The sequence below is a fragment of the Acidobacteriota bacterium genome (genome assembly GCA_016195325.1).
Lineage (GTDB): Bacteria > Acidobacteriota > Polarisedimenticolia > JACPZX01 > JACPZX01 > JACPZX01.
In genome coordinates this window covers 40,581-53,494 of the sequence record JACPZX010000023.1, presented here as the reverse complement: position 1 = coordinate 53,494, position 12,914 = coordinate 40,581, and the positions used below count along the sequence as shown (strand labels likewise).

Genomic DNA, 12,914 nt, shown 5'->3' with positions numbered 1-12,914 from the left:
ACCCGGAGGAGAGTGACGTACATGGACGATGATGCTCTGGATTGGGATCTCGAGGGTCTGGTGGTCGCTGGCCGGTTCCCTCTGATGGCCGATGACAAGCTTGGAGAAGGTCGGTTCCTACTCGATCTCATGCAGAGAACGACGGACAGAGATCAGTTCCGATGGCTAACTAGTGCGTGCCTTGGGGCGGCCCGCGCGGCAATCGACTGGATGGCCTACGAACTGCACCACATCACCTACTGGGACCAAGAAGGAAACGACTGCTTGGACGAAGAGTATGTCCAAGCAGCGACGAGGGTTCTCTCCAAGTACTTCTCGACAGACCGTAGGCCGAACGGAAGTGTGTTCGCCCGACCCATTCATCCGCTGCTCAAGGAGTTGAGTCGACATCGGAAGGAGACCGCGCATTATGGGCCGCTTTGGATCAAACCAGAGAGTGTCAGTTCCGCCTCGGACTACATCTTCAAAGACGGCGGGAAGCCCGTGATCCAGTTCTGCGCCGACGTGTTTGACCTTCTCGTCGGCATCTCTGGCGAAGTTCAGGAAAAGGCAGGCGAATTCTCCGAGTAGACACGCGACGGTGGAGTTGCTGCATTACGCGAGACCTCGATAGCGATCGAGTCGGCGATGTCTGCCGAGAACACCCCAGCACTTTCGTCAACCGGAATGGCCCCGTCCAGACTGCTCTGATCAACGAGCTTTGGGAGTGACCCGCCCCCTGGTTCTGATCCAGGCATCCTGAGACTTTCTCGTTCATGGGATCGCCTTCGAGCTCTACTGAGGGAGGCTATGGCGATGAAGCGCGTCGATGCCAAACGCGCTTGGCTCGTGCATCCGTGCCGCGGCCAGTTGGATTCATGCACGAGTAGCTCGTAGACCCGGAGCGAGATTGTGTTGTCGACCACAGCAAGTGACCACGAGTGGGGTGGCTCGCCTTCGGGTTCACCTGGCTCCCCCCCTACCCCGTCCCCGCGATCCCCAAACGAGTCCCCCACTGCCGCATCGCGTGCCGTATGAGCGGTGCGTTCTCTCCCGCGCGGCCATCGAGCTCCCGCGCCTCCATCCCCTCCACGAGGCGAGCCGCCTCCAGCCGCGCCAGCTCCAGGATCTCCCGATCGCGCAGCAAGCTCGCGATCCGCAGCTCCGGAATCCCCGTCTGCCGCGTCCCCGTCATCTCCCCCGGCCCCCGGATCTCGAGATCCCTCTCCGCGATCGCGAACCCGTCCTCCGTCGCCGCGATGGTGTCGAGACGCAGCGAAGCCTCCGGCGTCAGCTCGTCGGACTCAAGAAGGATGCAGTACGACGCGTGCGCCCCCCGCCCCACGCGCCCGCGGAGCTGGTGAAGCTGCGACAGCCCGAACCGCTCCGCGTTCTCGACGACCATCACCGTCGCGTTCGGGACGTCGATCCCGACCTCGATGACCGTCGTCGCCACCAGCAGCTCGATCTCCCCCGCCGCGAACCGCTTCATCACCGAGTCGCGCTCGTCGGACTTGAGCTGCCCGTGCACGAGCCCGACCGATGTGTCTGAAAGAGACTTGGAAAGATCCGCCGCCATCTTCACCGCCGCCTTCACGCCGGCAATCGTCTCCGACTCGTCCACGAGAGGCAGCACGACGTAGGCCTGACGACCCTGCCGGATCTCCTTCCGAACGAACTCGTAGATCTTCTCGCGCGCGTCTTCCTTCCGCCGCAAGGTCTTCACCGGCCGCCGCCCCGGAGGAAGCTCGTCGATCACGGAGAGATCGAGATCGCCGTAGACGGTCAGGCACAGCGACCGCGGGATCGGCGTCGCCGTCATGATCAGCACGTCGGGGCTCGAGCCTTTTTCACGCAAAGCCGCGCGCTGCAGCACGCCGAAGCGGTGCTGCTCGTCCACGACGACGAGGCCGAGGCGCTGGAAGTTCACCCCCTCCTGGATGATCGCGTGCGTGCCGACGACGATCTGCCAGAACCCCCCCGAGATCCCCGCGAGGATCGGCTTCCCGGCGGTGCGGCGCGTGGCACCGGTCAGAAGGATGCTCCGGTAGCCCTTGCCGTGAAGCAGCCGCTCGATGACCCGATGATGCTGCTCGGCGAGGATCTCGGTGGGGGCCATCAGCGCCGCCTGGAGGCCGTTCTCGACGGCGAAGAGCATCGAGAGGAGCGCGACGATCGTCTTCCCCGAGCCGACGTCTCCCTGGAGCAGCCGGCTCATCGGGTGCGGCGTGCGGAGGTCCGCGACGATCTCCTGGAGGACGCGGCGCTGGGCGACGGTCAGATGGAACGGGAGGACCGAGGCGAGTCGCGATCGGATCTCGGGGGTCATCTCGTAGGAGCCCGACCGCGTCCCGCGGCGCACTTTCAGGCGGCGCAGCGCGAGGGCGAGCTGGAGGACGAAGAACTCCTCGAAGATCATCCGCCGGTGCGCCGGGGCGCGGCGCGCCGCGAGGTCTGCGAGATCCGCTCCTGCGGGCGGGAAGTGGATCTCCCGGATGGCCTGCGCGCGCGGGGCGAGGTCGAGCCTCTCGCGGAGCGTCGCGGGGAGCGGGTCGACGAGGTCCGCAGGGAGCGACGCGAGGAGAGTGTGGATGAGGCGCCTGAGCGTCTTCGGCGAGAGATCGGGGAGGCGCCGGTGCACCGGAACGATGCGGCCGGTGTGGATCTCGTCCCCGGCGCCGTGGGTCACCAGCTCCCACTCGGGGCCGGGCATCTGGAGCGCCCCCTTGCGATCGGCGGCCTGCGTCACGGCGCCGTGGAGGATGATCTCGGCGCCGGCCACGAGGTGCTTCTTGATGAAGGGCTGGTTGAACCAGAGGCACTCGAGAGAGCCGGTGCCGTCGTCCACGACCGCCTTGACGATGCGCATGCCGCGGCGGCGGGTCGTGAAGAGGCTCGAGGAGAGGACGCGGGCCTGCAGCGTGACGCGGCCGGATGCGGCCGTCAATCCGGAGATCGTCGCGAAGCGGCTCCGGTCGTCGTAGCGGAAGGGGAAGTGGAGGAGGAGATCGAAGGCGGTCTCGTACCCCTCCGCAACGAGAGCTTCGGCCCGCGCGGGCCCTACCCCTTTGACGAATCGGAGCGGGGCGTCGAGATCCACGCGCGCGGCCCCGCCCTACTGCGGCAGCTCCTCGATGGCTTCCTTCCGCGTCTTGAAGAACTCGTCCCCGGGGTTCCACTGCGGCATCGCGTCGTCCATCGCCGCGGAGTACGCGAGGTAGAGGGCGATCCTCGCCGACTTGGCGACACCCTTGAAGTCCCAGGTCGGGTCGAACTCGTCCTTGGGCTGGTGGTAGCGCTTGTCGAGGTAGTCCTGGTACTGCGCCTCACCCCAGCCGGCGGGCTTGCCCACGTAGTCGACGCCGTTCTCCATCGAGATCGAAGGGACGCCCACGCGCGCGAAGTTGAAGTGATCGGAGCGGTAGTAGTGCCCCTTCTCGGGGTGCTGATCGGGCTTGGGGGCGTAGTCGAGGGCCGCCGCCCCGTCCTGGATGTACCTCGCGAGCTGCGGCGATCGGTCGCCGCCGAGGAAGATGTAGTCGTGAGTCTCGCCGATGGCGGTGAGGCCGTCGATGTTGATGTCGGCGGCCATGCGCCCGGGGTAGATGAAGAGGTTTCGGCGGTCGGTGAAGTGCTCGGAGCCCTTGAGCCCCTGCTCCTCGGCCGTGGTCGCGATGAAGAGGGTCGTGCGGCGCGGGCGCGTCTTCATCGTGGTGACGGCGCGGGCCACCTCGATCATCGCGGCGACGCCGGTCGCGTTGTCCTGCGCGCCGTTGTAGATGGCGTCTCCGTCCACGGCCTGGCCGATGCCGAGGTGATCGTAGTGCGCGGTGACGATGACGAACTCCTTGTTGCGTGCCGGGTCGCTCCCCGGCCAGTAGGCGACGACGTTCCGCGAGTTGAAGTTCCGGATCTTGCTGGTGAGCTTCCCCGACGCCGTGACGCCGAGCGGAACCGGCTTGAACTCGCGCGTGCCGGCCGAGGCGATCAGCTTCTGGAGATCCTGCCCGCCCATGGCGACAACCTGCTTCGCGATCTCCTCGGTGACCCAGCCCGCGACCCGCAGCGGCGGCGTGTCGGCGTTCGGGTCGAGGCGCATCGCCGCGCGCTCGCGACCCCAGGAGCTCCGTACGACGTCCCACGCGTAGCCGGCCATGTCGGTGTTGTGGATGAGGATGCATCCGGCGGCCCCCTTGGCGGCGGCGATCCAGTACTTGTACGTCCACCGGCCGTAGTACGTGAGGGCCTTGCCGCCGAAGAGGTTCGGGTCCTCGGACGGCGGATCGTTCACGAGCATGAGGAGGATCTTGCCCGTGAGATCGACGTTCTTGAAGTCGTCCCACTTGTACTCGGCGGCGAGGGCGCCGTAGCCGGCGAAGACCAGCTCGGCCGACGCTTCGGCGGCGGGCTGCTGCGTCTCGGTCCAGAAGACCGCCTGGTCGGGGTACGCGGGGGTCACCGTCTGCTCGGCTTTCGTGAAGGTCAGTGAGCTGGCGTTCGGATCGGTCTCGGTGCCGACGAGCGGCACCTGCTGGAAGTACGAGACCTCGTTGGTGTTCGGATCGATGGGGACCGGCTGCCCGAGGCCCATCAGCGCGAACTCGGTCGCGATGTAGTCGGCGGCGATGTCGCCTCCCCTCGCCCCCGTGCCGCGCCCCTCGAGGAGGTCGCTCGAGAGAAACCTGGTGTGCGCCTTCAGCCGGAACTCCTTGATCGAGTCGAGCGCCGACTTGAAATCCTTGTTCTTCGCAGGATCGGTGGAGGGGGCCTCGGCGCCGGCGGCCGCGGGCTTCGCGGGGGTCGCCGGCGGAGCCGGGGGCTTGGGCGGCGTCTGCGCGAGAAGGGGCGCCGCGCTTAGAGCCAACGTCGAGAAGAGTGTCACGAGGGTTGCGCGGTCACGCGCGGACTTGAACATCCACCGTCTCCTTTGGTTGCGGGATCAGAGGGGAGCCGCTTCGTCAGCGGGCCGCGGATTATAGATCACGAATGCTGTGCTACGGTTGGCGGGATTCCAGGAGCCCGACGCCGATGCCCTCGCTCCCCGTCACCCTTCGAGAGGTCCGCGCCGCCCGCGAGGCGATCGCCGGCCTGCTGCACCGCACCCCCGTCGTCACGAGCCGCACCCTCTCCGCGCTGTCGGGGTTCCAGGTCCACCTCAAGCTCGAAAACCTCCAGAAGACGGGCTCCTTCAAGCCGCGCGGCGCCATCACCACGATGAAGGGGCTCACCGACCAGGAGCGCTCGCGGGGGGTCATCACGATCTCGGCCGGGAACCACGCGCAGGGGGTCGCCTACGCCGCCTCGGTCCTGGGGTGTCGAGCCACGGTCGTGATGCCGGCCAGCGCCTCCCCCGCGAAGGCGGAGGCGGCGCGCGGCTACGGCGCCGAGGTCATCCTCCACGGCGACATCGCCGAGACCTTCGCGAGGATGAACCAGCTCCGCGACGAGAGGAATCTCGTCTTCATCCACCCCTTCGACGCGCCGGGGACGATCGCCGGCCAGGCGACGTGCGGGGTCGAGATCCTGGAGGACGTCCCCGACACCGACGTCGTCGTCGCCGGGATTGGCGGCGGCGGGCTCTCGAGCGGCCTCGCCGTGGCGCTCCACGAGATGCGCCCGAAGACCCGGCTCGTCGGCGTCGAGCCCGTCGGGGCCGCGTCGATGCGCCGGAGCTTCGACGAGGGGAAGGCGGTCCGCCTCGACCGGACCGACACCATCGCCGACGGCCTTGCCGCCCCGTTCGCGGGGACTCTGAACTACGAGATCCTGAAGGCGACCGGTGCCGAGGTCGTCCTGGTCACGGACGACGAGATTCGCACGGCGATGAGGTTTCTTCTCGAGCGGTGCAAGACGCTCGCGGAGCCGGCGGGCGCGGCCGCGACCGCCGCGATCCTCGCGGGGAAGATCAAGGCCCCGGCGGGATCGCAGGTGGTCAGCGTCGTGAGCGGCGGCAACATCGGCCCGGAGCTTCTCGCGAAGCACCTCGCGGACGGGCGGGGCGCCTCCGCCTAGAAGAGCCCGCTGATCTTCCCCGAATCGTCCACGTCCACGCGCGTCGCCGCGGGCGCTTCCGGCAGCCCCGGCATGGTCATGATGTCGCCAGCCAGCGGGTAGATGAAGCCGGCCCCGGCGGCGGCGCGGATGTCGGTGACGGGAAACTTGAAGCCGCGCGGCCTCCCCCGGAGCGACGGGTCGTGCGACAACGACGCCGGCGTCTTCGCCATGCAGATCGGAAGGTTTCCGAGGCCGCACTGGTTGAAGAAGGCGATCCGCTTCTGGACCTTCGGCGACAGGTCGATCTCCCCCGCGCCGTAGACGGTCTGCGCGATGATGCGGATCTTCTCCTCGATCGGAAGCTCGAGGTCGTAGAGGAAGCGCAGGGTGGACGGCTTCTCGCACGCGGCAAGGACCGCCCTCGCGAGATCGGTCGCCCCGTCGCCGCCGCGGACGACCCCCTCGTGCGGCACGGCGGCGTCGGCCCCCGCCTCCATCGCGCGCTTCCTCACGGCCTCGATCTCGCGATCGGTGTCCGAGGGGAAGCGGTTGATCGCCACGACGGCCGGAAGGCCGAAGGTCCGCACGTTCTCGATGTGCTTCTCCATGTTCGCGCAGCCGCGGAGCACGGCATCCACGTCCTCTTTTTCGACCTTCGCCCTGTCCTTGAGGTTCTTGAAGGCGCCGCCGTGGAGCTTCAGCGCGCGCACCGTCGCGACGATGACCGCGGCGCTCGGCTTGAGCCCCGAGAGGCGGCACTTGATGTCCACGAACTTCTCGGCGCCGGTGTCCGAGCCGAAGCCGCTCTCGGTGACGACGTAGTCGGCGAGCTTGAGGGCGATCCGGTCGGCGATGATCGAGTTGTTCCCGTGCGCGACGTTGGCGAAGGGGCCCGCGTGCATGATGCACGGCGTTCCCTCGAGCGTCTGGATCAGGTTCGGCTTGAGGGCGTCCCTGAGGAGCGCCGTCATCGCGCCCTCCGCCTTCACGTCGCGCGCCCAGATCGGCTGGCCGGTCCGGGAGCGGCCGACGAGGATGTTGCCGAGGCGCTTCTTCAGATCGGGGTAGCTCTCGGCGAGGGCGAGGATCGCCATCACCTCGGAGGCGGCCGTGATGTCAAACCCCGACTCGCGCGTGATGCCGTTGGGGGTGCCGCCCAGGCCCACGACGATCTGCCTCAGGGTCCGGTCGTTCATGTCGAGAGTGCGGTTCCAGTAGATTTCCTTGGGGTCGAAGTTCAGGACGTTGTCGTGGTGGAGGTGGTTGTCGAGAAGTGAGGCGAGAAGGTTGTGCGCCGCCGCGACCGCGTGGATGTCGCCGGTGAAGTGGAGGTTGATGTCCTCCATCGGCACGACCTGAGCCATGCCGCCGCCGGTCGCCCCTCCCTTCACGCCGAAGACGGGCCCCATCGAGGGCTGCCTCAGCGTGTTGATCACCTTCTTGCCGATCCGCGCGAGGCCGAGCGCGAGCGAGATGTTGGTGACGGTCTTTCCTTCCCCCAGGGGGGTGGGCGTGATCGCCGTCACGACGATGTACTTCCCGTCGGGGCGCCCGGTGAGGCGCTTCATGATCGAGAGATCGATCTTGGCCTTGTGCCGGCCGTACAGCTCGAGCTCGCTCTCCGCGATGCCGGCGCTCTCGGCGATCTCGCGGATGTTTTTCAGCGTGGCGGACTGGGCGATCTCCAGATCGGATCTCATGGCGGCGTCTCCTCGCGGTCCCTCGTCTCGGGGGATCCCGGCGACACGATACGCTGACGCGCCTCATCTCGCCACGGTCTCATCCATTCGAGCAAGCGACGTGCCCGCCTCCCACGCGGCGGGGATGGCGACGCCGGCGCGGGGAACGGCGGCCTACCACCCACACCGGAGCGCGAGACCCCTCTTCTGCGCCCGCCGGGTCACCCCCCCGGCGCCCCCCCTATTAATATGTAGGGGCCACGGGCCGGGGGGCGGACGGGGTGGGCACGAAACCCCGGCGAAACGCCGGTTGCCCGCCGTGCTAGCTTCACGGATCTTGCGTCGGGCGCCCGGGAGGGTGCCCCGGGGTCACGGGGAAGGGGGACTGGGATGGAGCGCGAGCACGTCAGGTCGGGACCTGTTCGATTCGGACTCCGCGGTGTGGCGTTCGGCGCGGCACTTCTCGTCGCGGCAGCTTCCCCCGCTGCCGACGCCGCCGACGCCGCGAAGAAACCGTGGACGATCGACGAGATTCTGAGGGTCCGGGACGTGACCGATCCGCAGGCCTCCCCCGACGGGAAGCGCGTGGCGTTCGTCGTCTCCGAGGCGAGCGACGAGACCGACTCCTTCAACACCGACATCTACCTCGCCGCGATCCCGGCGCCGGGCGCCCCGCTCGCGGAGGCGATTCAGCTCACGCGCTCGCCGAAGAGCGACGCCAACCCCCGGTGGAGCCCTCAAGGCGATCGGATCGCCTTCATCTCGAAGCGCGATCCGGCGATCAAGTCGGAGGACGCCGGCGCCCAGACCTGGCTCATGAGGCCCGACGGCGGCGAGCCGTGGCAGGCCGCGTCGATCCCCGGAAGCGTGGACGATCTCGCCTGGTCCCCCGACGGCACGAAGCTCGCGCTGATCGTCGCCGAGCCGCCGACGGCCGATCGGAAGAAGCGCGACAAGGACAAGAATGACTGGACGGTCGTCGACTCCGAGTTCTCGCGCGGCCGCGTCTGGCTCGTCGACGTCCTCAGCGGGGCGGCGGTGCAGGCTTCCTCGGGCGGAGTCCACGTCACCGAGATCGACTGGTTCCCCGACGGCGCGCGGCTCGCCCTCGCCGGACAGCCGACCCCGCGCGCCTTCGACGAGTTCAACGCCAACATCTACACGCTCGACCTGACGAAGCCCCTCGCCGCGCTCGCCGCCCGGTCGAAGGACGCCGTCGGCGTCGAGCCGTCGCCGATCCTCCCGGCCCCCTGCTCGTGCACCTCGCCGCGCGTCGCCCCCGACGGCGCGACGATTGCCTTCGTGACGACGGACGCGAGCCGCGAGTGGTACATGAACAACTACGTCGCGACGGTGCGCCCGACGGGGGCCGGGTTGAAGCTGCTCACGAGATCGTTCGACGAGATCGCCTCCGACATCTCGTTCACTCCGGACGGCCGGTTCATCCTGTTCCAGGCGAACACGCGCCTCGTCAACCACATCTACCGCGTCCCCGCGGCCGGCGGAAGGATGGAGCCGCTGACGAAGGGGGACGACGTGTACCGCACCGCCTCCGTGAGCCGGAACGGCCGGGCGCTGGTCTTCATCCACGAGTCGCCGCTCGAGCCGATGGAGGTCCACGCGCTCGACATCACCCCGGAGGGTTTCCCGGGATCGGCGCGCCCCGTCACGGCCTTGAACGGCTGGGCGCGGGAGATGGCGACGCTCCCGAAGGAGCCCTTCCACTGGAAAGGAGCCGACGGCCTCGACATGGAGGGGGTGCTGGTCCGCCCCGCCGGCCTCCCCGCGGGGGCGAAGGCCCCTCTTCTCACGATCGTCCATGGCGGCCCCGCGGGATCGTTCGCGAACAACTTCTCGGCGCGCCGCGGCGCCTACCCGATCCAGCTCTTCGCCCAGAAGGGGTTCGCCGTCTTCATGCCGAACCCGAGGGGGAGCGGCGCGTACGGCGAGGAGTTCCGTGCGGCGAACGTGCGCGACTGGGGGGAGAAGGACTACGTCGACATCATGAGCGGGATCGACGAGCTCGTGGCGAAGGGCATCGCCGACGGCGCGCGGCTCGGCATCATGGGGTGGTCGTACGGCGGCTTCATGACGTCGCGCGTCCTCACGAAGACGAAGCAGTTCGCCGCCGCGAGCGTCGGGGCCGCCGTCACCGACACCGTCTCGTTCACCGCGACCACCGACATCCCGCACTTCATGCGCTCCTACTTCGGCGCGTGGCCGTGGGAGGACCCGGCCGTCTACACGGGGCACACCGCGGTCTTCAATGCGAAGGGGATCTCGACCCCCACGCTCATCCAGCACGGAGAGGCCGACGCGCGCGTCCCCGTCTCGCAGGGATGGGAGCTGTACTTGGCGCTCCGCGAGCAGAAGGTGCCGGTCGAGTTCGTCACCTACCCGCGGCAGGGGCACGGCTTCACCGAGCCGAAGCTCATCCGGGACGCGATGTCCCGAAACCTCGCGTGGTTCTCACGCTGGATCCTGGGTGAAACCTCGCCTTGAAGAGATCCCTGCTCGCGTCGGGTGTCCTCCTCGCGCTCGGCGCCGCCGCCGCCGCGGAGGTCCCGTACCGCCTCGGCCGCGAGACGGTGCCGAACGGCTCGTTCGATCACGTGGGGCCGAAGTGGCAGCAGCTCCGCCCCGACGAGGGGGAGAAGCTCGCGATCATCCCCGAAGGTTGGTTCGTCGGCTATCAGGGGGGGCAGCGGACGATGCCCCTCGCGGGGAAGGACCCCGACACCGGCGGGCGGTGCATGGACTTCCTGTACGGAGCAGGGCGCGTGGATCTCCATTCGCCGATCTTCCCGCTCGACGGGGCCGGCACGTACCTCCTCTCGATGAGGACCCGGAGCGTCGTGGGCCCGACCGATCACGCGCTCCGCGTCGTCGTGAGGCTCCTGGGTCCGGAGAGCGACGCCTCCGCTGCGCCTCCCCTTCCCTTCGAGACGCGGGTCGCCGCCGGCCCTCCCGAGCGGAAGTGGGCGGCTCACACCGCGCTCGTCGCGATCGGCGGCGAAGCGACTCGCGCGGAGATCCACCTCGTGAAGGACGACGACCGGGCGGACTTCCTCGTGGACGACGTCTCGTTCCGGCGGATTGAGGCAGCGCCGCAAGAGACAAGGTTCAGTCTCGACCCGCAGAACCCGCCGTGGGAATCGCCCGTCCTGTTCCTGGGGGCAATCGAAGGGGTTGATCTCAGCCTGGAGGGATCGTTTCCCCAAGAGATCTGGGTCGAGGCGCGCACCGGGACAACCCCGACGCCGGACGCGGCTTGGGAATCGTGGCGGAGGGCGTGGATAGACGACTCGATCAAGTCATCGGCAACGGGAGGGTTTCACATCCTCGCCACGGGGATCGATCTATTCGCACAGGTCCGATTCCGTGGATTCGGCGTCACCGGCCTCTCTGTCCGCACACGCCCCGCCTCCGCGCCCTCGCGCGGTGTGCTCATCGAAGAAATCGACGATCCGGAGCAACCGCCGCCGGTCGAAGTTTCTGGAATTGCAATCGACTTCGTCGCCGCGCTGCGGCCGCCGGCATGGAACGAGTGCGTGAGCGGAGCGCTCGCTCCGCTGCGATCTCGCGCGCTGGCCTCGACGCGCTTCGCGACCTCGGATCGCGCCCGGGCGATCGCGATCCGCGACGCCGCCGCATCGTGGCTCACTTTCACCGCCGGAGGCGATCCGCCGGAAGGGAGCGGCATGCCGGATCCGGGGCACCTGCTGGCGGACTGCGCATCCGCGACGCCGCTTCACTGCCGAGGCCGCGCGCGCGAGATCGTCACCGGCGCCTGCAGGTGTCTCGGAATGATCTGCACCGGTGAGCCGGAGGCCGGGACGTTCGATGTCTGGCTCGACGACGAGCGGCGCTGGATCGCGCTCGCGCTCGACCCGAACGCCGTTGTCCTGGGCGAATCCTCTCGCCCCGCCATCAGCCTCGTCCACGCCGACTTCGCGGCGGCGGGCCCGCGCGCGCTGAAGGTCAACCTCTATCAGACGATGCCCGACTTCGACAGGTACATGCACCGGTTCACCCCAGCGGCCCCGTGGACCCCCGTCGAAGGAGATCTCGTCTGGCGCCTCGCCCCCGGCGACAACTCCGTCGAGATCGCCGCGCGGAACCACGCCGGGAAGCTCGGCCCCGTCGCGGCGTACCGCGCGCGCGTCGAGCCGCCCCCCGCCGAGCGCGCCGCCCCGTACGCCGGGTTGCGCGCTCTCTCCGGCGATCCGCACGTCCACACGGGCCTCGCGCTCTACCCCATGCTGAATCCGAAGGAGCCGCTCGCGACCGGCACACCCGAAGCCGCCTTCGACTCGGCGCGGAAGAACGGCCTCGACTGGGCGGCGGTGACCGATTACTCAGCGAACATCGACGACCCTCGCGCCCGCAAGGGGACGACGTCGGAGTGGGACCATCTTCGCGACGCCGTCACGAGGGCGAACGAGCCGGGACGCTTCGCGGCATTTCTCGGCGTCGAGTTCGACGGCGGGGGATTCACGACGAAAGGAGGCACGGGGCGCAAGCTGATCCTCCTCCCCGACGCGTCGGCCGACACGTACTGCTCTCCGATGACCCAGAACGTGGGCGACTGCCCCGTCGTCGAGGACGCTTACCGCTACGCGCGCGCGCACGGAGGCGCCGTGATCGCCGCGACGCCGTGCGCCGCGGCCGGCGAGGACACCGACTGGTCGCGCTTCGATCCGATCCTGTCGCTCATGGAGATGGTCGGAGGGGCCTGCGAGACGGGGCCCGGCGGCCTCCTCGACGTCGCCTCGCGCCGCGCCCTTCCCGTGGGCGCCGCGGGGGGCGGGAACAGCCGGAAAGCGACCGCCGGTGAGACCGACCGGACCATCTGCTGGGCGAAGGACGTCACGCGCGAGTCGCTGATCGACGCGATGCGCGCGCGCCGCTGTTACTTCAGCGCCGCCGGCCACATGGAACTGGCCTTTTCGATCGACGGCGCCCCGATGGGGGCGGAGATCGAGGCGGCCTCGCCGACCGCGTGGTCGGTCACGGCGCGGAGCGTCAGCGCCCCCGCCTTCTCGAGGATTGAGATCCTGAGGGACGGCGCCGTCGTCGCCTCGGCTCCCTGCGAGTCGGCGACGCGCTGCGATCTCGAGGGGGGGTTGGGCGCCGCGTGGCCCGGCCTCTGGTACGCCGCGGTGGACGGCGCCGACGGCGCGCGCCTCGCCATCTCCAGCCCCGTCCGCGTGGGCGGCGGGGAGGCTTCCCGATGAGCGCCGGGGTCGCCGTGCATGGTCG

The 12,914-nt window shown here is 68.9% G+C and carries 7 protein-coding genes; 4 read left to right on the top strand and 3 right to left on the bottom strand.

What is annotated here, in order from left to right; translation table 11 throughout:
• Window positions 1–12 precede the first annotated feature (12 nt).
• Window positions 13–570 carry a hypothetical protein gene (locus tag HY049_05345; GenBank protein MBI3448325.1) on the top strand — a complete coding sequence of 186 codons (558 nt, stop codon included), beginning with the start codon at window positions 13–15 and terminating at the stop codon, window positions 568–570.
• Between the two features lie 388 nt (window positions 571–958).
• On the opposite strand, the gene recG is transcribed toward HY049_05345, so the two are convergent.
• On the bottom strand, window positions 959–3,079 hold the full coding sequence (recG, locus tag HY049_05340) for an ATP-dependent DNA helicase RecG (GenBank protein ID MBI3448324.1): 2,121 nt from the start codon (window positions 3,077–3,079) through the stop codon (window positions 959–961).
• A gap of 15 nt (window positions 3,080–3,094) precedes the next feature.
• Window positions 3,095–4,894, bottom strand: a complete 1,800-nt coding sequence (locus tag HY049_05335) for a M20/M25/M40 family metallo-hydrolase (protein ID MBI3448323.1) — start codon at window positions 4,892–4,894, stop codon at window positions 3,095–3,097.
• A 113-nt stretch (window positions 4,895–5,007) separates the two neighbouring features.
• Here HY049_05335 and HY049_05330 point away from each other — a divergent pair, with 113 nt between their 5' ends.
• On the top strand, window positions 5,008–5,991 hold the full coding sequence (locus HY049_05330) for a pyridoxal-phosphate dependent enzyme (protein MBI3448322.1): 984 nt from the start codon (window positions 5,008–5,010) through the stop codon (window positions 5,989–5,991).
• Here HY049_05330 and HY049_05325 read toward each other — a convergent pair.
• Window positions 5,988–7,673, bottom strand: a complete 1,686-nt coding sequence (locus HY049_05325; protein ID MBI3448321.1) for a formate--tetrahydrofolate ligase — start codon at window positions 7,671–7,673, stop codon at window positions 5,988–5,990. The genes HY049_05330 and HY049_05325 overlap by 4 nt on opposite strands.
• Before the next feature lie 369 nt (window positions 7,674–8,042).
• Here HY049_05325 and HY049_05320 point away from each other — a divergent pair, with 369 nt between their 5' ends.
• Both HY049_05320 and HY049_05315 read left to right on the top strand, forming a co-directional pair.
• Window positions 8,043–10,154 carry a S9 family peptidase gene (locus HY049_05320; GenBank protein MBI3448320.1) on the top strand — a complete coding sequence of 704 codons (2,112 nt, stop codon included), beginning with the start codon at window positions 8,043–8,045 and terminating at the stop codon, window positions 10,152–10,154.
• On the top strand, window positions 10,151–12,889 hold the full coding sequence (locus tag HY049_05315) for a hypothetical protein (GenBank protein ID MBI3448319.1): 2,739 nt from the start codon (window positions 10,151–10,153) through the stop codon (window positions 12,887–12,889). The genes HY049_05320 and HY049_05315 overlap by 4 nt, the downstream gene beginning before the upstream one ends.
• Window positions 12,890–12,914: the final 25 nt, after the last annotated feature.